General features: G+C 67.7%; 21 protein-coding genes. 16 read left to right on the forward strand and 5 right to left on the reverse strand.

From position 1 onward, the window contains the following. Positions 1 to 59: 59 nt before the first annotated feature. Positions 60 to 1,058, forward strand: a complete 999-nt coding sequence (locus tag QHF89_RS11265; RefSeq protein WP_136966948.1) for an RNA ligase (ATP) — start codon at positions 60 to 62, stop codon at positions 1,056 to 1,058. A 3-nt stretch (positions 1,059 to 1,061) separates the two neighbouring features. On the opposite strand, the gene QHF89_RS11270 is transcribed toward QHF89_RS11265, so the two are convergent. From QHF89_RS11270 to QHF89_RS11285, 4 genes are all read right to left on the reverse strand, one after another. Next, a complete protein-coding gene (locus tag QHF89_RS11270; protein ID WP_136966947.1) occupies positions 1,062 to 3,821 on the reverse strand; it encodes a hsp70 family protein in 2,760 nt (919 codons plus the stop codon). A 10-nt stretch (positions 3,822 to 3,831) separates the two neighbouring features. Then, positions 3,832 to 5,679, reverse strand: a complete 1,848-nt coding sequence (locus QHF89_RS11275) for an Hsp70 family protein (protein ID WP_136966946.1) — start codon at positions 5,677 to 5,679, stop codon at positions 3,832 to 3,834. Then, positions 5,676 to 6,251, reverse strand: coding sequence for a DUF2760 domain-containing protein (locus QHF89_RS11280; protein ID WP_136966945.1), 576 nt, complete (start codon positions 6,249 to 6,251; stop codon positions 5,676 to 5,678). The genes QHF89_RS11275 and QHF89_RS11280 overlap by 4 nt, the downstream gene beginning before the upstream one ends. An 89-nt stretch (positions 6,252 to 6,340) precedes the next feature. Next, positions 6,341 to 6,787 (reverse strand): Fur family transcriptional regulator, encoded by a 447-nt coding sequence (locus QHF89_RS11285; RefSeq protein WP_136931206.1) that lies wholly within the window; start codon positions 6,785 to 6,787, stop codon positions 6,341 to 6,343. 235 nt (positions 6,788 to 7,022) lie between these two features. Here QHF89_RS11285 and QHF89_RS11290 point away from each other — a divergent pair, with 235 nt between their 5' ends. The 14 genes from QHF89_RS11290 to QHF89_RS11355 all read left to right on the forward strand — a co-directional run bounded on the left by QHF89_RS11290 (position 7,023) and on the right by QHF89_RS11355 (position 24,141). Then, positions 7,023 to 9,293, forward strand: coding sequence for a DUF4139 domain-containing protein (locus tag QHF89_RS11290; RefSeq protein WP_284720359.1), 2,271 nt, complete (start codon positions 7,023 to 7,025; stop codon positions 9,291 to 9,293). A gap of 85 nt (positions 9,294 to 9,378) precedes the next feature. Next, positions 9,379 to 10,404, forward strand: a complete 1,026-nt coding sequence (locus tag QHF89_RS11295) for a DUF898 family protein (protein ID WP_284720360.1) — start codon at positions 9,379 to 9,381, stop codon at positions 10,402 to 10,404. A 13-nt stretch (positions 10,405 to 10,417) separates the two neighbouring features. Continuing rightward, positions 10,418 to 10,783 (forward strand): DUF2752 domain-containing protein, encoded by a 366-nt coding sequence (locus QHF89_RS11300; RefSeq protein ID WP_136966942.1) that lies wholly within the window; start codon positions 10,418 to 10,420, stop codon positions 10,781 to 10,783. A gap of 121 nt (positions 10,784 to 10,904) precedes the next feature. After that, on the forward strand, positions 10,905 to 13,127 hold the full coding sequence (locus QHF89_RS11305) for a type VI secretion system Vgr family protein (RefSeq protein ID WP_136931210.1): 2,223 nt from the start codon (positions 10,905 to 10,907) through the stop codon (positions 13,125 to 13,127). A gap of 15 nt (positions 13,128 to 13,142) precedes the next feature. Next, positions 13,143 to 13,529 carry a PAAR domain-containing protein gene (locus tag QHF89_RS11310; RefSeq protein WP_136966941.1) on the forward strand — a complete coding sequence of 129 codons (387 nt, stop codon included), beginning with the start codon at positions 13,143 to 13,145 and terminating at the stop codon, positions 13,527 to 13,529. A gap of 3 nt (positions 13,530 to 13,532) precedes the next feature. Further along, positions 13,533 to 14,450: a DUF4123 domain-containing protein gene (locus QHF89_RS11315; RefSeq protein WP_136966940.1), complete on the forward strand. Its 918-nt coding sequence runs from the start codon at positions 13,533 to 13,535 to the stop codon at positions 14,448 to 14,450. Beyond that, positions 14,450 to 14,854, forward strand: coding sequence for a hypothetical protein (locus QHF89_RS11320; RefSeq protein ID WP_136966939.1), 405 nt, complete (start codon positions 14,450 to 14,452; stop codon positions 14,852 to 14,854). Before QHF89_RS11315 ends, QHF89_RS11320 begins: the two co-directional genes overlap by 1 nt. Positions 14,855 to 14,857: 3 nt before the next feature. Next, on the forward strand, positions 14,858 to 16,483 hold the full coding sequence (locus tag QHF89_RS11325) for a T6SS phospholipase effector Tle1-like catalytic domain-containing protein (protein WP_136966938.1): 1,626 nt from the start codon (positions 14,858 to 14,860) through the stop codon (positions 16,481 to 16,483). Between the two features lie 3 nt (positions 16,484 to 16,486). Further along, positions 16,487 to 19,258 (forward strand): type VI secretion system Vgr family protein, encoded by a 2,772-nt coding sequence (locus QHF89_RS11330; protein WP_136966937.1) that lies wholly within the window; start codon positions 16,487 to 16,489, stop codon positions 19,256 to 19,258. Further along, a complete protein-coding gene (locus QHF89_RS11335) occupies positions 19,255 to 19,881 on the forward strand; it encodes a HEAT repeat domain-containing protein (RefSeq protein WP_136966936.1) in 627 nt (208 codons plus the stop codon). Before QHF89_RS11330 ends, QHF89_RS11335 begins: the two co-directional genes overlap by 4 nt. 21 nt (positions 19,882 to 19,902) lie before the next feature. Further along, the gene (locus QHF89_RS11340; protein WP_136931217.1) at positions 19,903 to 20,589 is read left to right on the forward strand and encodes a penicillin-insensitive murein endopeptidase; all 687 of its coding nucleotides are present in this window, start codon (positions 19,903 to 19,905) and stop codon (positions 20,587 to 20,589) included. A gap of 87 nt (positions 20,590 to 20,676) precedes the next feature. After that, positions 20,677 to 21,990, forward strand: coding sequence for a magnesium transporter (mgtE, locus tag QHF89_RS11345; protein ID WP_136966935.1), 1,314 nt, complete (start codon positions 20,677 to 20,679; stop codon positions 21,988 to 21,990). Between the two features lie 296 nt (positions 21,991 to 22,286). Continuing rightward, positions 22,287 to 23,792: a DUF2127 domain-containing protein gene (locus QHF89_RS11350; protein WP_284720361.1), complete on the forward strand. Its 1,506-nt coding sequence runs from the start codon at positions 22,287 to 22,289 to the stop codon at positions 23,790 to 23,792. Continuing rightward, positions 23,767 to 24,141, forward strand: coding sequence for an META domain-containing protein (locus tag QHF89_RS11355; protein WP_284720362.1), 375 nt, complete (start codon positions 23,767 to 23,769; stop codon positions 24,139 to 24,141). The genes QHF89_RS11350 and QHF89_RS11355 overlap by 26 nt, the downstream gene beginning before the upstream one ends. An 18-nt stretch (positions 24,142 to 24,159) precedes the next feature. Here the strand turns inward: QHF89_RS11355 and QHF89_RS11360 are convergent, their stop codons facing one another. Then, entirely contained in the window at positions 24,160 to 25,269 is a 1,110-nt protein-coding gene (locus QHF89_RS11360) for a hypothetical protein (protein WP_284720363.1), read from the reverse strand. On the opposite strand from QHF89_RS11360, the gene QHF89_RS50155 reads away from it, so the two are divergent. After that, a complete protein-coding gene (locus tag QHF89_RS50155; RefSeq protein ID WP_425440839.1) occupies positions 25,151 to 25,570 on the forward strand; it encodes an MYXO-CTERM sorting domain-containing protein in 420 nt (139 codons plus the stop codon). The genes QHF89_RS11360 and QHF89_RS50155 overlap by 119 nt on opposite strands. Positions 25,571 to 25,620 lie beyond the last annotated feature (50 nt).

The raw sequence follows: 25,620 nt of genomic DNA on the forward strand, positions 1-25,620 counted from the left end.
GTCCGCAGGCTCGATTTCGAGCCTGGCGGGACAACTACGCGTGGCGTCCGGAGGACGTCGTGGAACGCAAGCTCGTTTCGATTCAAGTGGTGGAGAGCCTCGCGCCGATCGAAGGCGCGGATCAAATCGAACAGGCCCGGGTGATGGGCTGGACCGTGGTCGTCAAAAAAGGGGAGTTTCGCCCCGGCGATCGCTGCGTGTTCTTCGAAATCGACAGCGTGCTCCCTTCGAGCGCGCCGTGGGCGGAGTTCATGCGGTCACGCGGGTTCCGCGTGCGAACGATCAAGCTCCGGGGCGTGCTCTCGCAGGGCCTTGCGTTGCCTCCCCCGATCCTCGATGGCGAGGTCCCGGAGGTCGGGACGGACGTGCGCGATCGGCTCGGCGTCACCAAATACGAGGCCGTCTTGCCGGACGCGCGCGAGGTCGCGGGCGGGTTTCCGGCGCTCGTGCCGAAGACGGACGAGATCCGCCTGCAATCGGCGCTCGGCGTGCTCGATGAGATGCGCGGCCAGGCGTTTTACGTCTCGACGAAGCTCGACGGCTCGTCCGCCACGTTCTTTCGCGCGCCCGAAGGCGAGTTTTTCGCGTGCTCGCGCAACTGGGCCCTCGCGCCCGGCCCGAACCCGATTTGGAGGGCGGCGGAGCGATACGATCTTGCCAAGCGCCTCCCCCCGGGCATCGCGGTGCAGGGCGAGCTGTGCGGCCCGGGCATTCAAAAGAACCGGCTCGGGCTCTCGGAGGTCGACATCTTCATGTTCGGCGTGTACGACGCGCGCGTGGGCCGTTACCTCGATTTCGCCGATTTCATCGGTTTCTGCAAGGAGTACGGCCTGCGCACCGTGCCCATCGAGCGCGAGGTCCGCGGCGACGAGGCGCTGCACTTCGAGCATACGCTCGATCGCTGGCTCGAAACGGCGCGAGGCCTTTATGCTGGAACGAAAAACCGCAAGGAAGGCATCGTGGTCCGTCCCCTCGTCGAGTCGCGCTCCGCGACGCTCGGCGGCCGGCTCTCGTTCAAGGTGATCAACAACGACTTCTTGCTGAAGGACGAGGAGTGAGCGTCAGGAGACGAGGCGGATCCCCACGGGCAAACCCTCTCCATAAAACGCCGCCCGATCCGCCTCCTCCACCGCGACGACCTCCCGCACGGCCCGCACCCATTCCTCGCGCGCGCCCGAGGCGACGAGCCTCCGCTCGACGTCACGCCGCACCCGCTCGGATACGTCACGCGCGCGGTCGCCCGTGAGCCGCGCCATATCCATCGCTGCCCGCGGCGCCGTGGGCATCTCGGCCCATTTCTCCCGCAAGAGGTGGTCGAGCCAGCGCTCGGCCACGTTCGGCGCGATGACGTGGTGCGCGCTCGCATAGGCGGGCACACGCGCGCCAATCCGCCCGATCGCCGCCCAGTTCCGCGGATCACGGTCGGTCCAGGTCCGTTCGAGCAAAAACCCACCGAGCTCCGTCCGCCGCGCCGGCGGCACACGCTCCAAGGACGAAGCGAGGTCCACGACGTCCGCGTCGGGCTCGGCGCGAATGCCCTTGGGCTTCTTCAATCGTTTCTCCGACGGCGCGAGGAACGGATCGACGAGGTCCCGGATCGCCACCTGCGCCGCCTCTTCGAGGCCGCCCGCGATGCGCCGCCACGCGATCCAGAAATGCTGCCACGTGCGCGCCTCCTGCGCGAACACCACGCGCTCGTGGAACAACGAAAACAGATTCGCCGCGCGCTCCTCGTCGAGCGCGTGGCCGAAGCCGGGCCGGAGCGTGTACCCCGCGAGTTGCCAGAAGACCCGCTCGTGATCGGCCGAGCGCCGCCGGCCCTTGTGCCCCGGCCATAGCACGTCGAAGAGCGCGCGGTTCGTTTCGGCCGTCCACGTGGGCCGCTCGCCGAGGATCCGTTCGAGCTCGCGCACGAGGTCCTTCACCTCGCGCGGGGTGACGTCCGCCCGCCCCTTGCCATAAATGCGTGCAATGGCCTCGCGCGCATCCTCCAGCCGTTTGCCGCCGGCCGTCACGCCCGGCCGCATCGTTTTGCCCGAAGAAACGCCGCCCTCGGTCTCGACCGCGGTGTCGGGGCTCGTCTCGCGCAGATCCCAGGTCAATCGAAAGCGACGGCCGACCTCGGCGGCGACCTCGACACACGCGAGTTCCAGCGTGCCGATCGCGCTGAGCTCGCCCACGAGCGAGACGGTCACCTCGCCGGGACGCGCGCCCGGCTCGAAGGCCGAGGAGACAGGTGGCAACGCGGAAAACCGCTCGATGTCCGGCGTGACCACCGTGCCCGGCAGGTCGAGCGCCTCGTCCGAGGCGTACAGGGGAAATCGGACCGGACGGCCCACGGTGAGCGAAAAAGTTCGTCCGGGCACATCGTATCGGATCCCCTCGCGCGCGCCGCGCGGCACCACGCAGACGGCCTGCCGCTGGCCGGAGGCCCCCGCCGACAATCCCAGGTAATACCCGCGTGCCGAGCCGCCTCCGATTCGCACGCCCCGGCCGATGAGGGACAAACCATACACGACGGCGCCGCGCGCCACCGCGAGATCGGGATCCGGGTGCGGCAGGATCTCCGGCCGAACGGCGCTCCACGCCCCGATCGCTTCGGCGAGCCGATCGACGATCCGTTTGGCGCGAAACACGCCGCCGTTCAGGAGCAACGCGTGGGGCGCGGGCGCGCCGGGCGCGTGGCGGGCGAAGAAATGGGCGACGTGCCGTGTGATGGCGACGTCGCGCTCGTAGGGCAAACCAAACGCGACGAGCGCGCTGCCGCCGCGGCGCGGGCGATCGGCGAGGGTAGCGGGCGGCAAGAAGCCGTCGAGCACGACACGCTCGGCCTCCTCGCGGGAGAGGCGCGTGGAGAGCGCGGAGCCGATGAGGCGCGCGCCCTTGCCGAGCACCGTGACCGCGACGTCATTCGGCGGATCGTCGCCGAGGAGCCGCTCCTTGGCGGCGCGGCAGGCGAGCACGAGCTGGCCAAAGCGCGCCGGGGGCAATCGATCCGGCGCTTCGATGAGGCGGCTCTCGCAGAGGTGCGCGAGCGCGAGATCCATGTTGTCGCCGCCGAGCAGGAGGTGTCTTCCCACGGCGACACGCTCGACCTCCGTGGATCCGCGTTGTTCGCCGGGACGAACCCTTATCAAGGACAGATCCGTCGTCCCGCCGCCGACATCACAAACGAGGACGAGCGCCTCGCCGCCGCTCCGCCGGCAGAGCGCCGCGAGCTCGCCCTCCCCCGCACGGGCCATGTAATCGTAAAAGGCCGCTTGTGGCTCTTCGAGCAGCCGCACGTCGAATCCGGCGCGCCGCGCGGCCTCGACCGTGAGCTCGCGCGCGTCCTCGTCGAACGACGCGGGCACGGTCAAAACAACGTCTTGCTCTTCGAGCGGATACGCGAGGAACGTTTCATTCCACGCGCGCTTGATGTGCAAGAGCAATCGCGCGGCCGCGTCGACGGGCGAGAGGCGCGGCAGATCCTCGGCGTCCTCGCCCGCGCCCCACGGCAAAATGGGCGCGGTTCGATCAACGGCCGCGTGCGCGAGCCAGCTCTTCGACGAGGCGACGAGCCTGCCCGCGACCTCACCCCCGCGCCGCCGCGCATGCACGCCGAGCACCCAGGGCGCATCACCGAACGGATCGGGCAGCGCCTCGCCCGCAAGGGGCGCATAAAGAAACGACGGCAAGAGCGGCTGGGGCTCGATCTCGCCGGCGCTCACGAGCTGGGGAATCGGAAACACCTCGGGCGGCCGGCGGCTCGCCGGGTCGGCCCAGGCGACCACGGTATGCGTCGTGCCGAGATCAATCCCGACAATGCGGCGCGCGCTCATGAAAAAACTCCTAGCCTTCCACGGCGACCTCGCCGCCGTGCGCGCGTACGCCGAGCTCCACCTTCCACTTTTCGCCTGGCTTTTGCGGCTCGATCGGCACGGCCTCGACGAGCAAGGTCCCGACCTCGGTGATGCTCGATCGCAGCCGCACGGGCACGACGTCGCCCTCGCGCCGCCCGTCCGCCGGCAAGGTCACTTCCATCGGCGCGAGCTCGTCGAGCTCGCCCTCGCCCCACGATTCGAGCTCGACCCCGGCCGGGTCGTCTCGACGAACCGACGAACCGAAGAACCGGAATCGCACGGGCTCGCCGACCACGACGCCGAGCTCCTGCGGCGGCAAGGCGGCCTCCGTGCCCTCCTCCATCCCGAACGGCGCCACGCAGAGCGCGCTGATCGGCGGTTCGACGCCGGGCACGGCCGGCACCGCGCTCTCGATGCCCACGTAATACGCCCGCGCCGTGCCGCCACGAATGCGCAGGCCCCGGCCCTTGCGCACGAGCCCGTACGTCGCCGCGCCCCGCGCGACCGCGAGGTCGAGATCGGCCGCGGGCAAGACACGCACCGGCGCGCCGCCGTCCGCCTGGAGCCATGCATCGAGGGTCGAGACGATACGATCGGCGAGCACCTTGCCCTTCATGACGCCGCCATTGAAGAGCAGGACCGTCGGGTGCAGGAGCGTGCGGCCCTCGCGCTTCGGAAATCCTTCGATCCGATCGAGCGCACGCGCATGACGGCCAAGGAACGCCGCGAGGTGGCGCGTGACGCCCGCGTCCTGCGCATACGGCAAGCCGAGCTGCGTGAGGCCACCGCGCGCGCGCTGCGCAGGGCGGGCGTTTGCCCCGACGACCGGGAAAAACCCGTCGACGAGGATTTTTCCGACTTCGGATTGCAAAAGCTCGGTTCGCAACGACGATCCGAGGAGCTTCGCCCCGCGGCTCGGGACGACGATCGGCATGCTCTCGATCGAGGCGTCCGAGAGCAGCCGCTCCTTGGCCACGCGCGCCGCATGCGTAAGCGCGATCATTTGCCATCGATCGAGCTCTTTGCCCTCCGCGACGAACTTCTGCCGCGCCACGTGCGCGAGCGCGAGATCCATGTTGTCGCCGCCGAGCAGGATGTGATCCCCCACGGCCACGCGCTCGAGCACGAGCGAGCCATTCACCTCGGTCGCGGCGATGGCCGAAAAATCGGTCGTGCCGCCGCCGACGTCGACCACGAGGATCACGTCGCCCGGGTGAATGTATTTGCGCCAATCTTCACCCGCGGCGTCGATCCAGGCATACAGCGCGGCCTGCGGCTCTTCGAGCAACGTGAGATCCTCGAACCCGGCGAGCCCCGCCGCCTCGACCGTGAGGTCCCGCGCCGCCGCGTCGAACGAGGCCGGCACCGTGAGCACGATCTCCTGCGCCGAGAGCGATTGCTCCTTTCCTTGCCGATGCACCCACGCCTCGGCGAGGTGCTCCAGGTATCGCCACGAAGCCTCGACGGGCGAGATTTTCTCCACGTCCTCGGGCGCGCCGAGCGGCAACAGCGCCGAGCGCCGATCCACGCCCGCATGCGAGAGCCAGCTCTTCGCGCTCGACACGAGCCGGATCGGCGCGTCGATGCCGCGCGTCCTGGCATATTCACCCACGACGAACGTGCGCTCGGCGTCCCAGGGCAAACCCTGCGCGCCCTCGCTCTCGTGCGCGGCGTAATAGAAGGACGGCAAGAGGGTCCGCTCCTCCAGCGTGCCGCGCGCGACGAGCTGAAGAATGGGCAGGACCTCGGTGCGAGGCTTTTCCGCGGCGCTCTCGGCGAATGCGAGGGCCGAATGGGTGGTGCCGAGATCGATACCAACGACGAAACGAGCGGTCACAGCTCCACCTCCGCGGGCGCGAGGATCTTCGGATCGTGTCCGGCCGTGGGTGTGGGCAAGCGCAGCTCCGTCACCCTCCAGCCCCGATGCTGGATCGTCCCTCGATAAGGAGGTTTGCCCTGCACGTTGCCCGTGAGCTTCACCTCGGCCGGAGAGAAGCCGGCTTCCAGCGTCACCTTGTGCCCCTCCTCCTCGCTCCTCACAGGGACGATCGTCAGGTGATCGTGCAACGCCTTGCGGCATCCCTCGTGGACGACGCGCACGGCGGCGCCGATCTCGGCGTCCGGGAAGGTGGCGATGTCCTGCTCCAAGAAGTCGACGAGCCTGCCCTCCCGCTGGAGGAGCGCGAGGAGCGACAGGGCCGGGGAGAGGTCTGGCTCCGCGGGCTTTTCGGGCGCAGGTTTCTTGGCCTTTTCAGGCAGCTTGGCAGGCTCGGGCTCGGGGGGCGGGAGGGCCGGGACGGCGGCCTTGAACACGCGAGCAGCGAATTGGCCGTCGAACAGGATCCGCACCAGGCAGGCCCAGGCAAACCAGAGCCGTGTGGCGAGAGGGAGCGGGGTTTCTTCGGACACGCGGGAAGGGTAACGCGTGCCGCGCGAAGGTGGGAGTTTCCGGCGACCGGATTATTGCGGGTATGAACGACCCGAGGGCCGAGCCGCCGTCACGCGCACCGATCACACGTGCCGCGGAACTGGATCTCCAGCCCCTTCTTGCGCAGCGCCCGCGGGATGCCGCGCGCGGGCTTCACCTCGACGATCTCGTCGGGCAGGCACGCCACCTCGCCGCAACTGTTGCAGACGAAGTGCGGGTGCGTCCCGCTGTCATGCTCGCCCCCTTCCCGCACCAGCTCGAAACGCCAGACGTGATCCCCCACGTCGGTGCGTCGCACGAGCCCGACCTCCGTGAGGTCGATCAGGTTGCGGTAGATCGTCGCGCGGTCCCAGCCCTCGGGCGCGAGCTCGGCGCACAGGTCGCCGTGGCTCACCGGCGTCTTCTGCGCGAGCAGCCGGCGGAGCACGGCCAGGCGGGGCGCCGTCGCGCGCAGGCCCTTGTTCCGGACGAGCGACCGTAGCTCGTCGATGCTGGGAGGGTCCGTCGAGCGCGCCATGCCTGTTCCCTACCCCGACCACGGGCAGGTCGCAATGGGGACCAAGGAGGAGCCGCAACGCGGATGCTGTTGCAGATGTCCACCCTGTGTAAGGAGATGGCCCCGCCCCCCGTTCTTTCTGTCTCGAAGCAGAGGGACAAGGTTTACCATCTTCAGATCGTTGGGGCGGGTCGTTCGTCGAAGGGGCCTTCGGCGCACCGCGCCTTCTGCTGGTTCGCACGTAGAGGTCTTCCCGATGAGAAAGATTCTGGCTCCGATCGCGCTCCTCTGGCTCGCTGGGTGTGCCAAGACGACGACCTTCGTCAAGAGCGACACCACGCTCGGCCGCGTCGTCGTCTACCGCAACGGCATCGCCTACTTCGAGCGCTACGCCGAGATCGACGGTGACTCGCTCCGGCTCAGCGTGCCGGGGGACAAGATCGACGACTTCTTGAAGTCGCTCACGGTCATCGACGCGACCACGGGCAAACCCGCGCCCGTCGCGTACCCGACGTCCGGCTCGGCGTTCGTCGGCCAGGAGAACAACCAGCAGAACAACCAGAACCAGCAGTACAACGGCTCGCCCCTCGTCAACATGGAGATCCAGCTCCAGGGGCCGAAGCCGCACAAGCTCCTGCTCTCGTACGTGACCGAGGCCCCGTCGTGGAAGCCGAGCTACCGCGTCTCCGTCGGCAAGGACGGCAAGATGAAGGTCGAGGCGTGGGCCATCGTGGACAACACCTCGGGCGAGGACTGGAACAAGGTGAAGCTCGGCGTCGGGTCGAGCTCGGCGCTCTCGTTCCGCTTCGATCTGCGCTCGGTCCGCATGGTCCAGCGAGAAACTTTGCAGTCGAACGATCTCTTCGCGCAGGCGCCGCCCATGGGCGGATCGACGTACGAAGGGGTGCCCGTGCTCCCGGGCCAAAAGCCGGGCGGGGGCAAACGTGTGGTCGCGGAGCTCGACGACACGCGGCTCGCGAACGCAACGACCTTTGCGCGTGAAGAGCAGGAGCGCCCGCCCGTGGGCAAGGCCTCCGCGGCCGACAAGAAGGGCAACGCCGGCCCGACGACAGGCGCGCTCGGGGGCTTCGGTGGTGGAGGCGGCGGCGGCATGCGCGCGCAGAGCGTCCCGAAGCAAGAGCCGGCGCGCCGACCGGCCGAGCCGTGGCCCGACGCCAACAACAAACCGAGGGACGACTCCGGCCTCGATCGGCTGGCCTCGCAGTACAAGAACTCGCGGCGGCAGGTGGTCGTCGAGGGCTATGCCGACGGGCGCGACGGCGACAAGTACGGCGCTTCGCTCGAACGGGCGAACCGCGCCCGCGAGCAGCTCATCCGCTCCGGGCTCGATCCCTCGCAGGTCGTCGCCGTGGGCAACGGCATGCAAGCCGGCCGCGCGGGCGGCGTCCGGATCGTCGAGGCGCCGGAGGAGGCGCAACAAGGGCAGATGCAGAACACCGCGACGCTCGATCCGAACGCGCCGGCGCCCGCGAGCGCCGAGCCGATCGGGACGTCGCATTTCGAGTCGCCCACACCGATGACCGTGCCGCGCCTGACGAGCGCGATGGTGTCGATCCTGAGCACGGAGACCGAGGGCGGCTTCGTGTATTTCTACGATCCGGAGAGCGCGCGCGGGAACACGTCGTTCCCGTTCCGCGCGGTGCGCCTCAAGAACCCCACCGAATCGGTGCTGGAGAGCGGACCCGTGACCGTGTTCGGCGAGGGTCGGTTCATCGGCGAGGGCATGAGTGATCCGATCCCGGCGCGCTCGTTCGCGTTCGTGCCGTTCGCGCTCGATCGGCAGATCGTGGTGGAGCGCAAGGACGATACACGCGACGCGATCGCCCGCATCCTCAGCGTGCAGCGCGGCGTGTTCTCCACGGAGGTCCGCCACACGAAGAAGAAGACGCTCGTCATGACGAACCGCCTCCAGGACAAGGCGACGGTGTACGTGCGGCACACGGTCTCGCCCGGGTTCAAGCTGGCGAAGGCGCCGCCTTCGCAGGAGCGCTTCGGTGAGTCGTACCTCTTCAAGATCGAGATCCCGGCGGGCGCGAAGGTCGAGGTCGACATCGAAGAGGAGACGCCGCTCTTCAAGAGCACCGACATCCGCAGCACGGTGGGGATGGAGATGGTGCGCGTGCACCTCTCCAGCGCGGCGGCGTCGGGCCCGCTGAAGGAGTCGGTCACGAAGCTGCTCGATCTCCAGAAGGAGATGGCGAACCTCGAACAGCGGATCACCACGTCACGCGAACAGATGGCCGAATACCGGCAGCGCCTCGATGAGCTGCACGCGCAGATCGTGACGCTGAAAGTCGTCAAGAGCGGCGGGCCGCTGATGCAGAGCCTCGAAAAGAAGATGCAGGAGGTGAGCGATCGGATCTCGAAGGCCACGATCGATCTCGTCGCGCTTCAGGAGAAGCTGATGCTCGCGCGCATCCGCTTCCAGGACGGCGTCTCCGAGCTCTCGCTGGAGAAGGAGACGACGGGTACGGACACGAAAGACGGTTCGACCACCAAGATCTAGCGCCGGCAGGCGCGAAGCCATCTTTACACCCTCTCCCGGAGGGCTGTACGCTCCGCCCTGACTTGCAACCAGGGACGGTGCACGGATGAACCCAGGCGGTTACGGTGGCGGCGGCGGGGGATACCCGCCCGGCGGTGGTTATCCTCCCGGCGGTGGTTATCCTCCCGGCGGTGGTTATCCTCCCGGCGGTGGTGGGATGCCGCCCGCTGGTGGTGGAGGGGGCTGGGGGCCGCCTCCGGGCGGCGCGCCGCCTCCGGGCGGTGGCGGTGGCTGGGGACAACCTCCGGCCGGCGCCCCGGGCATGGGGGCGTACGCGCCGCCGCAGGCTGGGTATGGACCGCCGCCCGGCCCGCCGATGGGCATGATGGGCGCGGGCGTGCCCGGCATCGGGCAGCGCGTCGTGTTCAATGGCGACGGCGGCAAGCTCTTCGGCACGTACCTGCTCTTCGCGGTGGTGCCGATGATCGTCGCTTACTTCATCATGGGCATCTTCTACGGCATCGGAATGGCCATCGAGAGCGCGGCGCGCACCGGTGGCGTCATCATGTTGCTGTTCTCGCTCGTCGGCGGGCTCATCATGTTCGCGGGCATCCTCGCGGCGTCCGTGATGTTCGCGAACAAGTTCTACGGCTTCTATTTCGAGGCCCTCCAGCTCGACGGTCAGCCCTGCCAGTACACGGGCACGCCGCAGGAGCTGGCGAAAGTGATGGTCATCAACGCGCTCCTCACGACGGTGACCTGCGGCATCTACACGCCGTGGGCGATCGTGAAGACGAAGGAGTTCGTCGACAGCAAGGTCCTCGTCGCCGGGCAGCCGGGGCGGCTCACGTTCCACGGCGACCCGGCGTCGCTGCTCGGCACGTACATCCTCGGCATGATCCTCGTGTATTGCACGCTCGGGATCTACGGCCCCTGGTTCGCGAACAACATCTTCGCGTTCATGTGGGAGAACACGAAGCTCGACGGCCGGGCCTACCAGTTCCGCAAGGATCCGGGCGGGTTCTTCGGGACGTACCTGCTCACGCTCATCCTGTCGGCGGTCACCTGCAACATCTATTACCCCTGGGGCATCTGCACCATCCTCAAGTGGGAAGCGGAGCGCGTCGCCTGACGCGTCCGAGCGCATGCGTGAGAGCGCCGCAAAGCGGCTCCGCTTCGCCCTGCCGGCGCTCTCGATAGCCTCCCTCCTCGCCCTCCTCCCGCAATCCACCTGCATCCTCCACCTCACGCTCGGGCTCCCCTGCCCCGCGTGTGGCCTCACGCGCGCGGCGCTCGCGCTCCTGCGCCTCGATCTCGCGGCCGCGACCACCTTCCATCCGCTCGCGCTGCCGCTCGCGCTCGTCGCGATCGCCACGGTCTTCGCCGCGCTTTTCCTCGACGACGCGCGATGGGAAAGGTTTGGCAGGGACGTCGCCGGCGGCAGCGGGGTCGCGCTCGTCGTCGTCTGGGCGCTTCGGTTCCTCGGCCTGTTCGGGGGGCCCGTGCCCTGAGATCACGCGGCGCGGCAACGGATTCCACAGAAAAATCCGCTCGGGCGCCTCACGCGTAGATGCAGGAACCAGGGAAAAGCCCCTTGTTTTTGGCTCTGGCACGCGTGGTAGAATTACATTTATGCCCATCCTCGAGCTCAAGGTAGCTTCAGGCGCGGATCTCTCCGTTCGACGCTTCACGGTGGAGGAGAGCGTCTCGACCCTCTCCACGATCGCCGTGTGGGCCCGCTGCGAAGATCCGGACGTCGATCTCGAGGGCATCATCGGCAAAGACGCCTCGCTCAAGATCGTGCACGGCGTGCGCTTCGTCGCCGGGCTCGGATCGCGGACGTGGAAGGGCGTCGTGACGCACGTCGAGCAGGTCCACGGCGTCGCGCCGATCCCGGGGCAGAAGGCCGAGTCGACCTACTTCCTCCGCATCGCGCCGAAGGCCTGGCTGCTCACGCAGCGCCGTGGTCACCGCATCTACCAGCACCTCTCGATCCCGGACATCATCGACAAACTCCTCGGTGAGTGGAGCATCACGCCCGTCTGGAAGATCGATCGCGGCACGTATCCGAAGCTCGAATACAAGGTCCAGTACGGCGAGAGCGACTACGCGTTCATGAGCCGCCTCGTCGAGGAGGCGGGCATCGCGTTCACGTTCCCCGACGAGGTGGGCACGAACATCACGTTCCACGACAAACTGGAGAAGGGGCCGAAGCGCGGGGGTTTGCCCGTCCCGTACATCGAGGAGCCCAACCAGGAGTCGGAGAAGGAGTTCGTCACGAATGTCCGGCTCTCGCACGAGGTGCGGCCGGGCCTCGTGACGATGCAGGACTACAACTTCCGCAAACCCTCGTACACCCTTCGCACGCAGAGCCCGCGCGCCGCGGCGCCGGAGGATCGCTACGAGCAATACCACTACCAGCCGGGCGCGTTCCTCGTCGAGACGGGCAAGGCCGACGACAACACGCCGGTCGCGGACGACAAGGGCATCGCGCGGCACGACGAGCCCTTCGGCAAGGGGCGCGCCGAACGAGCGCTCCTCGCGCGCCGGATGGGCCGCGGGCAGGTCGCGTTCGACACGAACTGCCCCGACGTCGCGCCCGGCGCGATCTTCAACATCGGTCATCACCCGCATCCCGACATCACGGACGGGACGAACCTGCTCGTGATCGATCTGCGGATCGAGGGTTCGCCGCAGGACGAGTGGAACATCTCGGGGCGGGCGGTGTTCGCCGACGTCGTGTACCGCCCGCCGCTGCGGACGCCGAAGCCGAAGCTCAACAACGTGCAGAGCGCGACCGTGGTGGGCCCCGCGGGGCAGGAGATCCACGTCGACGAGTTCGGCCGCGTGCGCGTGCAGTTTCCCTGGGATCGCGAGGGCAAATTCGACGACGGGAGCTCCTGCTGGATCCGCGTGAGCCAGGGCTGGGCCGGCACGGGTTACGGCATGATCGTGATCCCGCGCATCGGCCAGGAGGTGCTCGTCGGCTTCCTCGACGGCGATCCGGACATGCCGATCATCACGGGCCGCGTCTTCAACGCGACGCAGATCGTGCCGTACGAGCTGCCCAAGTACAAGACGCGCAGCGCGTGGAAGAGCAACTCGTCGCTCGGCGGCAATGGCTTCAACGAGATCATGTTCGAGGATCTCAAGACGAAAGAGCTCGTGTGGATGCAGGCCGAGAAGAACCTGCGCAAGCTCGTGAAGAACGACGAGATCATCACGATCGGGCACGACCGGCAGAAGTACGTCGTGCGCACCGAGCTGGAGACGACGAGCGGCACGCGCATCGAGGTGACGGGCGTGAACCGCACGGAGATCACCGACCAGGATCGCAGCCTGTTCGTCGGGGATAACAGCCTCAAGATGGTGAAGGGCGACGAGCACGAGAAGACGGAAGGGAACATGAAGCTCCTGATCGAGAAGGATCAGGACATCGTCGTCCGGCAGATGAAGCGCGAGCGCGTCGAGAAGGACATGAGCCTCTACGTCGTCGGCAACCGCAACGAGCGCGTGGACGGCACGCTCTCGGTGACCGTCGACAAGAACCACTACGAGAAGATCGCGAAGAACGCGGCGCTCGAAGTGGCGAAGGAGCTGCACCTCAAGGCGGGCACGTCGATCGTGATCGAGGCGGCCAAGGACCTCACGATCAAGGGGCCGGGTGGTTTCATTCGTATCGATTCGAGCGGCGTGACGATCCGCGGCACGCTCGTGCGCATCAACAGCGGCGGCAGCGCGGGCTCGGGCGCGGGGGCGAGTCCCATCCTGCCCGACGAGGCGCTGCTCGCGGTGGTGGAGGAGCCGGATCGCCCGAAGCCGATCGACCTGCGCGTCGACGGGATCGGCCAGTAACGAGAGGAGCGGGACATGCCTGCAGCAGCACGCGTGACGGACATGCATACCTGCCCCATGTGCGAGGGACCGAAGCCCCACGTGGGGGGCCCGATCATCTCGGGGGAAATGACCGTGCTCATCGGGTTCATGCCGGCGGCGCGGATCAGCGACAAGGCGATTTGCATCGGGCCGATCGACTCGATCTCGCAAGGCGAGTCGACCGTGCTCATCGGCAACCAGCCGGCGTCGCGCATGGGCGACTCGACGGTGCACGGCGGCAAGATCGTGATCGGATGCCCGACGGTGAACATCGGCTCGTCGGCGCAGGCGGAGACGCTGCGCACGGACGAACCCTTCTGCGAGGAGTGCGAGCGCGCGAAGCAGAAGCGGGAGGCGGCCCGAAAGAACCGGGAGGCGTAGGCCATGCAGCGGGCGATCGTCGAGCTGCGCTGGGGTGCGGAGGCGGGCACGAAGCGGATCCTGTCGGCGGGGGATCGGCTGCGGGTCGGTCGCAAGCCGAAGGCGCAATGGGTCGTGCCGGACGGCGCGATGTCCGGGGTCCATTTCGAGGTCACGTACGACGGGTCGCGTTGCAAGGTGCGGGACCTGAAGAGCGCGGCCGGGACGCTCGTCGGGGGCCAGAAGATCGACGCGCCGCGGGAGGTCGATCACGGCGGCTGGATCCGGGCGGGCGGCAGCGATTTCATGGTCTATTACGAGGCCAGGACGCCGCCCGAGGACGACCGGACCGACCTTCTGCTCGACGCGGAGGACGGGGATCTCGAGCCGCTCGAAGCGTGCTGGGTCGAGGAGAACCGGCCGCGGCTCGAACGCGAGCGGGCGGGGCGGCAGGCGCGCAAGCAGGCCGCGCTCGAAGTGCTCCGGCAGGTCGACGGGCCGCTCTTCGCGGTGCTCGACGCGGCGCGGAGTGAGCGCATCCTCACGTTGCTGCGCGAATCCGTCGAGGGATATCGCTCGCTTTACGAGGGGCTCGAAGGCGAGACGCTCGCGCACGTCGCGCCATACCTCGTGGAGCTGCCGCGCGGCTCGGGGCTGCTCGACAGGCTCGTGCGGGAGGGGTTCCAGAAGCGGTGGGGGATTTTCATCGAGTATCCGCGGAGCTTCAAGGAGCTCCGGTCGCACCTGCGCCGCTTCTTGATGGTGGCGGACGCGGATACGCGGAAGAAGTTTTATTTCCGCTTCTATGACCCCGGGGTCTTGCGGGTCTTCTTGCCGACGACGACGACCAAGCAGCGGGCGGAGCTCTTCGGCGAGATCACCGCGTTCCGCGTCGAGGACGAGCACGGCCACCTCGCGCGGCACGTGCCGGTGGAGGCCTGATGCTGCTCATCACCCGCGAGCAACGCGAACGAGCCGGCGATCCCGCGTTCGTGACGCGCGTCGTGCGTCACCTCAAGCTTTATTATTTCGAGGAGCTTTGCCTCCTCGAAGACGAGGTCCTGCAGAACCGCGTGGTTCATTGCATCGCGCGGGCGCGGAAGCACGGGCTCACGTACGAGATGTGCCTGACGCTGTTCACGGCGAACATGCTCCGCATCAACCCGGCCTACGACGAGCATCCGGTGCTCGCGGCGATCCTCGCCGATACGTCGCGGCCGGAGGAGAAGCGCATGGAGGCCCTCGTGTTCGAGGCGACCCCGGAGGACTGGGACGAGGCCGAGCGGCAATGTGATGCCGAGGCGTACTGGAAAGACGTGGATGCTGTCGTGATGGAGGAGGACTGAGCCATGGCTTCGGCGATCCAACGAGCGCTCGAAAACCTCGCGAATGCGCAATCCATGCCGCTCGCGCCGCCGAGCGGGACGAAAGAGTGCCCCGACGGCCGCTGCCGCATCGGCGTTTTCTTCGACGGCACGGGCAACAACAAGTGGCGCGACTGGGGCAACGGCGCGAGCAACCGGAAGCTCGACTTCGAGGCCACGGATTTCCTGAACGACACCGAGCGCCAGAAGCCGAACGGCAAGGGCAAGCGGGTCGGGATGAACGGGCCGACCAACGTCGCGAAGCTCTTCGAATGTTACAAGCCGTCGGACATCCCGAAGCTGCACAAGGTCTATCACCACGGCGTCGGCTCGGATTTCGATTACGACGATAAGACGGCCAAAGACACGCCGGGCGGGGTCACGAAGCGGTATGGCAACGGCATGGCGGGCGGCGGCCTCGGCTTCGGCGGCAAGGAGCGCATCCGCTGGGGGCTGAACCAGCTCGCCGAATTCTATACCCGGCACGGCAACCTGATCGTCCCGCACAAGCTCTTCGACGTCTTCGGCTTCAGCCGCGGCGCGGCGCTCGCGCGTGATTTCGTGAACGAGGTCAAGACCACGGGCGTGCGCAACCTGGAGGTCCCGGTGAAGACCGAATACATCCGGGTCCCCTCCCCCCGCGGCGGGACGCTGCTCGTGCCGCGCGAGGTCTTCGAGCGCATTCCGGACATCCAGATCACGCCCAAGTTCATGGGGGTCTTCGACACCGTGAACATGTTCAACACGGGCGATAGCTTCCTGCTCCAGGTCGATCACGCGTACGTCGAGTATTGCGTGCACCTCGTGGCGGAGGACGAGTTCCGCATGCTCTTCCCGCTCACGTCGATCTTCATGGATCCGAACGACCAGGATAGCTGGTTCAAATCGACGCGGAACAAGTACCAGAAGCCCATCCGCTACAAGAAATGGATGCTCGAGCTCTGGTACCCCGGCTGCCACAGCGACGTCGGGGGGTCGTACCTCGACCGCGCCGACAAACCCCCCGTGGCTGCGCAGACGATCCGGCAGGTCGACGAATTCGGCGTCCCGTTCGAATACACGATACCGGCCAAGGCTGCCGTGCCTGGGAAAAAGAAGGAGCTCGCGCACATCCCGCTGCTCGACATGCACACCGCCTGCAAGAAGGCGCTCGTCCCGATGGACCCGCTGAGCAAACTTCCCGCCCACATGTACGTGATCCCGGATCGGCTCGGCCAGATCTACGCGCAATACGTCGCGTACCGCAAGGGCACCGATTACGCGCAGATCACGGAGAAACCCGACGCGCGGTACATCCACGCGTACGAGGACAGCGAGTTCCGCCGGCGGTTCTACACGGAGACACGGTACAAGGATTTCCTCCAGCCGTGGAACTGGCACCGCGACGACCCCAAGGCGCGAGAATCCCAGCCCTTCATGCAGGAGCTTCAGCGCGATTACATTCACGATTCGTCGGCGGAGTTCGCGCTCACCGGCTGGGCCGAGAAGAACATCGTGCAAACGCGCCTCCAGCGGTCGATCGTGTATGCCGACGCGCAGCCCTCCGTGGGCGCCCCGGGGAAGATCGGCAATGAAGCAGGCGTGCGCGACTACAACCTGCCGAAAGATTGAGCCATGGCGACCCTCGAATTGAGCTTCGAATGCGGTGAGTCCTCGCTCTCGGTGCGCCGGTTCTCGATCCACGAGGCGGTCTCGACGCCGTTCACGGTCTCGATCTGGGCCCGCTCGGAGAGCCCCACGGTCGACGTCGCGGCCATCGCGGGCTACCCGGCGATCTTCAAGGTGCGCACGGGCTACAAGAACCTCACGAGCGCCGACCTCCGCGTCTGGAGCGGCTACGTGAGCTTCATGGAGCAGACGCACGCCGAGCGCCGGCAGACGAAGGTGCACTCGACGTACCATTTCCGGATCGTGCCGCACCTCTGGCTCACCGATCAGCGGCGCAATTGCCGGATCTTCCAGCACCTCTCGATCCCCGACATCGTGGACAAGATCCTCGACGAGTGGGGCATCAAGCGCGCGTGGAAGATCGACCGCGGCAAATACCCGAAGCACGAATTCAGGGTCCAGTACGGGGAGACCGAATTCACGTTCATCAGCCGTCTCCTCGAAGAGGCCGGCATCGCCTACACGTTCCCCGACGTGGACGATTCAGGCTCGCTGCTCACGCTCAGCGACGCCTTGCACACGAATGCGCCGCGCCCGGGGGCGCCCGTGCCCTACGAGCACAACCCGACGATGGAGGCCGAGCGGGAGTTCATCTCGCGCATCTCGCTCGTGCGCGAGGTGCGCCCCGGCGCGCTCGTGATCCGCGATTACGACTTCCGGCGGCCCGATTACAAGCTCATCGGCGAGGCGCCGAAGGCCGGCGACGAGGCGCGGTTCGAGCAGTACCATTACATCGCGGGCGGCATGTTCGTCGAGGCAGGGCGGGGCGGAGGCACGCCCATCGCCGACGACAAGGGCGTCGCGCGGCACGACGACGCGACGGGCACGGCGCGCGCGACGCGGGCGCTCGAAGCGGCGCGCGCGGATCGCGGCGGGATTGCCTTCGAGAGCAACCTGGACGACCTCACGCCGGGCGTCGTGTTCCGCATCGACAACCACCCGCACCCCGACGTCGCGCGGCCCATGCTGACGACGGACACGATCTTCGAGGGGACGGCGGAGGGGGAATGGCAGGTCGTCGGGCACGCCGTCTTCGCGGACGTCGCCTACAGGCCGCCGCTCGCCACGCCGCGGCCGGACGTGCTCGGCGTGCAATCCGTGCGGGTCGTGGGGCCTCAAACGGGCGACGACGTCGACCAGGCGATCCACGTCGACGAATTCGGCCGCATTCGCGTGCAATTCCCCTGGGACCGGCATGGCCAGAGCGACGACGACAGCTCGTGCTGGATCCGCGTCGAGGAGGGCTGGGGCGGCACGGGTTATGGCTGGCTCAACCTGCCGCGCGTGGGGCAGGAGGTCCTCGTGACGTTCATCGAGGGCGACCCGGACCGGCCCGTCATCGCGGGCAGGCTCTACAACCCGGAGAAACCCGTCCCCTACGCGCTGCCCGAGCACAAGACGGTCAGCACGTGGAAGAGCCAGTCGATCCCGAGCGAGAATGGCTTCAACGAGATCAAATTCGAGGACCAGAAGAGCGAGGAGCTCTTCTTCATGCAGGCGGAGAAGAACCTGCGCAAGCTCGTCAAGAACGACGAGATCGACACCGTCGGCAATGTCCGCGACAAACACGTGACGGGCATGTTGCTGGAGACCGTGGGCAAGGACCGGGTGCAGGTGACGAACGAGAAGCGCCTCGAAATGACGGGGCGCCTGCACCACATCCGGATCGGGCGCCACCGCTTCCAGCGCATCCGCAAGGACGAGACCGAATACAACTTCAGCCACCGCCGCCTGCTCGTCTTCAAGAACAAGGACGTCGTCGTCCGCGGGCACAAGCGCGAGCGCAACGAGTGGGACCTGCACGTCCGCGTGAACAAGGACCGCAAGGACCGGACGGGCAAGGACCACTCGCTCATGGTCTACCAGGAGCGGCACGAGAAGGTCGGCAGCGATTACGCGCGCGAGACGGGCAAGGAGATCCATTTCAAGGTCGGCGAGGAGCTCGTCGGCGAGACGAAGGACGCCACCCTGAAGGGCCCGGGCGGATTCGTGCGGATCGACATGACCGGGGTCGTGATCTCGGGGACGAAGGTCGATATCAACGTGAGCGGCCGGGCCGGGCATGGGCATGGCTCGCACCCGAAAGAGATCGCGAAGGCCAAGGAGGCGAAGACGGAGACCGGCTTCACCCACGTGCCCGAGAAATCGCCGGCGTTCGCGACGGTCGCGGCGCTCGCGGAGGCGCTCAAGCCCAAGGTTCGGCGCAAGGGGCCCGCGGCCGTTCGTTATGCGGCGCTCATGAGCATCGCGCTCGAAGGCAACGTGACCACGCCGCCGAGCGGCTCCGTGTTCTGGTCGGGCGGCGGCGACAAAGCAGGGTTCGTGGCCGAGCAGCTCGCGATGGAACGCTCGGCGGGCGGCACGCCGAGCGCGCGCCTCGAAATGACCCCGGGCGGCGACGCGCTCGCGAAGGCCGCGTACGGCGACGAATGGGAGGTCCAGGACAAGGCCTGGCGCACGATCTCGGGCAGGCTCGCGGACAAGGCGAGCGGCGAGATCAACGTGGTCGTCTCGTACATGCCGCTCGGCATGTCGGCGATCTTCCGCGAGGAGGTGCAAATCCTCCTCGATAACGAGAAATACACGTCGATCAACGTCCTCTTGATGCAAGAGAGCGCCACGGGCAAATACAAGGACCAGGCCGGAAAAACCTACGACCTCGTCCCCGTGCCGCTCGAGGACGTGCTGGCGGTGCCCCCGCCGAAGAAGGCCTCATGAGCACCGAAGAGCGACCCCAGGCATTCAAGCGTTTCGTCGACAGCGTCGAGAAACCCGGCGAGAATTTCCGGGAGTCGGTCGACGTGGAGACGCTCCTCTCCCTCGAAAAGGAGGAGCGGCGCGCGGCCGAGGAGCTGCTCATGGAGCGGCTCTTGGTCGACGATTGGCGCGCGCCGCCCGCGCTCGCCGCCGCGGAGACACGCGGCGCCGTCATGCCCATGCAAAGGGCCTTGCCCGAAGCGAGCGGGCGCATGAAGGTGGCCATTGCGCGCGCGCTCGAAGACCTCGACGCGATTCCCAAGGCCGACCCGATCGTCGCCGAGGTGATTCGCGAGGGCGACGAGGACAGTGGTCCGCCGGCGGTCGTCGCGGCCGGCCAGATGAAATCACCGGAGATTCGCGACGCGCTCGCCTGGGCCTGCATTCACCACCCGACGCGCGTGGTCCGCGTCAGCGCGGGCGCGACGCTTCTTTTCATGGCAGGCCTCACGAAGAGCCCGCTCGCGCTCGAGTTCCGCCCCCTGATTCGGGGCCTGCGCGACGACGACGAGGCGACGCGGCGGGCCACGTTCGCGCAGATTTGCCATCTCGTCGGCATGCCGCCCGAGCTCGCCGATACCTGATCTCACGCGGAGGAGCGCACCATGTATCGTCTCACGGGTTCGGTCGGCCAGGGCGGGCGCAACGCGCACGACGACGTGCTGCTCGTCCAAAAGCAGCTCAACAAGAACGCGCACATCACGTCCGCCATCGGCACATTGCCCGAGACCGGAATCATGGACGAGGCGACGCTGCGCGCGATCCTCTCGTTCCAGCGCGCTGTCGTGCGGCTCGGCTCGCCCGACGGGCGCGTCGATCCCCACGGGCGAACCTGGCGCATGTTGCTCGGCGATCAGCCCCAGGCGACGAACGTGGCGTTCGTGCAGCTCTCGGGGGAAAACGGCAATTTTTATCTGTACGAGTCGCAGGACCGGGTCTGGGGCACGGCGTCGACCATTCAATCGATCCGGAACGTCGCCGCGGTGCTGAAGCCGCACGGGTTCGAGATCGCGATCGGGGACATCAGCTTCCAGCAAGGCGGCCGGATGGCGCCGCACGGCTCGCACCGGCGCGGCACGGACGTCGACATTCGGCCGGTGCGCGCGGACGGGCGCAGGGCGCCGGTGACGATCTCGGATCCGAATTACAGCCACGCGCGGACGAAGCTGCTCGTGGAGGCGCTGCACGCGGAGCCGAACCTGAAGCTCATCCTGTTCAACGATTCGAAGATGGCCGGCGTGCGCTTCTGGGAAGGGCACCACAACCACCTGCACGTGCGCTTCGAGGAGTGACGTCACGGACGCAGCGCCGAGCGTGGTAGCATCGTCGAAACGCGACCCGCGGCGCGATGGGACGATCCCTGCTAAATCACGGGGGCCATGTCTGGGGTGCGCCTCACCGCCGAGGAGGTGCGTGACGTTTGGGCCATCCTCGGCCCGCAAGAGCGGGTAGCGGCGTTCCAGCAGATGGAGCGCAGCGAGGCGGACGATTTCTTCCTCGGGCTCTCCGCCTCGGAGCAAGCCACCCTCCTCGTGGCCCTGTCGAACGGGGAGCGACGTCTCTGGCTTCGGCTCCTCGCCCCCGACGACGCCGCGGACGTGATCCAGCAGGTGCCCGAGCCGCAACGGCACGAATTTCTCGACATGCTCGACGAGCCCACGCGTCGCGAGGTTTCCGCCCTCATGGCTTACGCGGAAGACGCGGCCGGCGGCCTGATGAGCCCACGATTCGCGCGCCTCCGCCCCGAGATGAGCGTGAACGAGGCCATCCGGTACCTCGAGCGTCAGGCCCAAGAGAGGCTGGAAACCCTTTATTACGCGTACGTCCTCGATAGAGACCAGAAGCTTCGTGGCGTCGTGTCGTTCCGTGACCTCTTCGCTGCGCTGGGAGCGAAGCCCATCGGCGAAGTCATGCACAAGAACGTCGTCTCCGTGCCCGAGACGATGGACCAGGAAGCCGTCGCGCGCGTCATCGCGCAGCACGATCTCCATGCGATTCCCGTCGTGGATGAGGAAGGCCGCATGAAGGGAATCGTTACGGTCGACGACATCGTCGACGTCGTCGAGCGCGAGGCGACCGAGGACATCCAGAAGCTCGGCGGGATGGAGGCGCTCGACACGCCGTACATGCAGACGAGCATGCGCGCCATGGTGAAAAAGAGGGCTGGCTGGCTCTCGGCCCTCTTCCTCGGCGAGATGCTCACGGCGAGCGCGATGAGCCATTACGAGGACGAGATCGCGAGAGCCGTCGTGCTGGCGCTCTTCGTGCCCCTCATCATTTCGAGCGGCGGCAACTCGGGCTCGCAGGCAACGACCCTGATCATTCGCGCGATGGCGCTGGGTGAGGTCACCGTGAAAGACTGGTGGCGCATCGTTCGTCGCGAGCTCACGGCCGGCGTGTCGCTCGGTATCATCCTCGCGGCCCTCGGGCTCGTCCGAATCCTCGTGTGGCAAGCGCTCTTCCACACGTACGGAGAGCACTACGTGAAGGTCGCGGTGACGGTCGCGGTGAGCCTCGTCGGCGTCGTGACGTGGGGGACGATCGCGGGCTCGATGCTGCCCTTCGCCATCCGGCGCCTCGGCTTCGATCCCGCCAGCGCGTCTGCGCCTTTCGTGGCGACGCTCGTCGATGTGTCGGGCCTCGTCATCTACTTCAACGTTGCCCACGTCCTCTTGCGGGGAAGTCTCCTGTGAACGCGTGGACCCGTGCCACGTCGCGCTCGCAGCCTGCTCGGAGGGTGAGCGACGGGTGGAGCGTAGGACGCGCCTGACAAGCGGCGCGCGAATGGGCACAAGGACAAGAACGCAACAGCAATGGCAGCACCGTCGCCGATGTTGTGAGCCGTCGGCTGGTCCCAGGACGGTCTCGAGGAAGGCATGCAACGTGATGAGGCTGTTGTTACCTCACGTCTCCATCTCGTGGTGGTGAACGCGAGGGGGAGGCAAGCGTCGTGGCGAGAGCGTTTTCGCACGGGCGACGGCGAGCATCATTGCCGGGCCGGCCAGAGGACGGGCATGACCACATCCTCAGGCTCATCGCGCTCTTCAAGTTTTTCAAGGCCGCGTTCCTCGTCGTGGCTGGCCTCGGCGCGCTCGAGCTGCTCCGGCCCGGGATCGCCGAGTGGGCTCAGCGCTGGCTGACGCTCCTGTCCGCGAACGTCGACCGCCGCGTCGTGCAGCAGGTCCTCGCCCACATGAGCGGGCTCAGCCCCAGCCGCCTGGAGGCGCTCGGTGCCGGCGCATTCCTGTACGCCGCCCTGTTCACGGCCGAAGGGGTCGGCCTGTGGCGCGAGAGGCGCTGGGCCGAGTTCTTGACGGTCATCGCGACGGCGTCGTTCCTGCCTTTCGAGTTCTACGAACTCTTCCGACAGGTGACCTTGCCCCGACTTCTGGCGCTCCTCGTGAACCTCGCGGTGGTGGTATACCTGGTCCACCGTCTGCGACGCCGGCGGCACGGGCACCCCGCCATCGCATCGAACGACGGGCCTGCGCCCAACGCGCCCACCGGGCGCGCAATCCGCGCTCGGGCCACGCGCCGCTGGGCGCTCCGCATCCCTCCTTACCTGGTATTGCTCAGCGCACCCACGATCGTCTCCATCGAGCTCGACGACACGCGCGCGAGCCAGTACGTGATTCGCCCCATGCTCGCGGCCCACGCGATGCATGCCACGTTCTTCGTGAACAGCGGGTTCATTGGGCGTCCGGGGAACCTCTCCGCCGCCGAACTCGAGGGCCTCGCGCGGGATGGCAATGAAATCGGCGGCCATACGATCGACCATCCCCACCTCCTCACCCAGGATGCCGAGGCGCAGCGCCTCGAAATCTGCGGCGACCGCGCCGCCCTGCGCGCGCTCGGCTTCGAGGCCGAGAGCTTCGCATACCCCTTCGGCGAGCACGACCGTGCGCTCGAGGCGATCGTCGAGCAATGCGGCTATGTGAGCGGTCGCGGCGCCGGAGGCCTCCACATGCGTGGCCTCTTCTCCCCGATCGCCGAGACGATCCCCCCGCGCGACCCTTATGCCACGCGCACCCCGGGATCCCTCCGCCGCGAGCATCGATTCGAGGACGTCGAACGCTGGCTCAGGCGCGTCGAGCGGGACGGAGGCGGCTGGGCGCAGATCGTGCTCCATGACATCTGCGACGGCTGCGATGAATACAGCACGCCCCCAGCGACGGTGGAGCACCTGCTCGATTGGCTCGACAGCGAGCGCGCTGCCGGTCGGCTCGACGTACGCACGGTCGCGGAGGTGATCCGCGGCAATGCCCCGAGGCGCGAAGAAAGGGACGATCGAGAAGCGGAGGGGGCACACGCGCTCCTCCGCCGGCTCGCCCGTTCGTGCGAGGGCAGGGATTGCACATCTCCAGAGGCGCGCTCGGGGCGCAAGCATTGCTTTGCCATCGAGCACGCCTGGGAGGTACACCATGGGTTACGTTCTGCGATCCCTGTCCGCGATGCTGCCCGTCCTGTCGATGGTCGCCCCAGCGGTGGCGGATGAGCCGAACAGACTGGCCAATACGCGATGGGAGCTCGAATCCCTGATCGAGGGAAGGACGATATGGGAGCCCTCCGGGAGGACCGAGGTCACACTCGTGTTCCAGGCGGACGGGACCGCGAATGGCAAAGCCCCCTGCAACTACTACTTCGCCTCCTACACGGTCGAGGGGAACACGCTCTCGATGTCCTCCGCGGGAAGCACGAGAATGTTCTGCGAGGGCGTGATGGAACAGGAGGGCCGGTACCTCCGCGCGCTGGAGCAGGCCGGCCGCTTCGAGCTCTCGGGGGATGAACTGAGGATCGAGTACGGCAATGGGCAAGGCACGCTCATCTTCGAGCGAGACGACTGAGGGAGAGACCTGCCGGCGTCAGCGTCGATCGATCGAAGATTGCACCCGGCTGATGGAAAGCGCCTTGAGCGCGGCCGGGTGCGGCTCGTACTGGTCTTCCTGGAAGTAGAGCTCGACGAGCAAACGCGCGCGGAACTTCTGGAAGAGCGGGAGCTTTTTCGCGATGTCGTCGGGGAGGTACACGGGCGCGGGGCGCGCGCCGGTGCCCGTGCTCGTGTGGAGGTGCGCGCGGATCGCGCTCATGCCGAGGACCTGGCGCTTCTGGTAATGGCGCCCCTCGATGAGCGCGCGCTCCATTTGTAGATCCAGCGCGTCGGGGCCGAGGGCGCGGCGGCCGCGCTGGTAGGCCTCGCGAATACGCGCCGTGTATCCCTCGACGATCGGCGCGGGGCAGAGCTGCTCGGGCGAGGTCAAAAACTCGCGGGCCTCGCGCAGCGCCGTCTTGAGCCCCTCGTCGGCGCCCGCGATCGGCGTCGCCACGGCGATCGCGGCTTCGAGGGTCTTGCGCTCGTCGAAGGGGAAAGAAAGCTCGCCGGCGAGCAGGAGGAGCGACGGGACGAACTTGTTGCCCGGGCGAACGGCCGCGCCGAGCTCGGCTTCGAGCTGGTCGACGTCCTGGGAGGCGCCGCGCGAGAGGATCTCGAAGATGTCGCGCGTGTCCTCCACGATGATCGGGTCCTTCGTCGGGGCCGGATCGTTCAGCGACTCGTCGGCGGCCTCGTCCTCCATTTCGTCGAGAATGGCGCGCCAGACGGGGACGCGGCAGATGCGCGCGACGCTCTCGGGGTTGTACCAGATCAAATGCACGACGTCGCGCACGTCGAGCCGGCCCGAGGGGCGGACGCCCACGCCGAAGGCCGTGGCCGGGAGGCGGCCGTCCTCGCGTTTGCCCGCGGCCGCCGTCGCATTCGAGGGGCCCGCGGCGGCATTGCTGGCGCCGAGGACACCGGCGGTCGCGTCGTCGCGCGTCGCTTGCGCGGCGGCGGTGGCCGCGACGACGACCTGCCCAATGGAGGGCCCGGCCGGGGTCTCGCCGCGGCTGAGGCCCGCGCCCCACACGCTGTCGTCGGCGGGACGGGTCGCGCCGCCCGGCTGCGAACCGCGCGGGACGGGCGGCGGCGGCTGCACGGGCGCGGGCGGAAGCGGCGGCGCGGGCGGAAGCGGAAGCGGTGGCGCTGGCGGAAGCGGTGGCGCGGGCGGAAGCGGTGGCGCGGGCGGGGCCGGCGGAAGCGGCGGCGCTGGCGGGGCCGGCGGAAGCGGCGGCGCTGGCGGGGCCGGCGGGAGCGGCGGCGAACCGACCGACATTCATATCGATCGCGGCTGCGGTTGCCGCGCGTCCGGACCTTCCCCCGGGCCGCGGCCCCTGCTGCTTCTCGCCGCGCTCGGCATCGGCGGCCTCATCCGGCGCAGGACCTCGGCTCGACAATGAAGTTGCGTCGGTGCAAGGACGACCTCGCAGCCGCTCGCGCGCTATGCAAC

It is taken from the genome of Polyangium sorediatum (genome assembly GCF_029946465.1).
Lineage (GTDB): Bacteria > Myxococcota_A > Polyangia > Polyangiales > Polyangiaceae > Polyangium > Polyangium fumosum.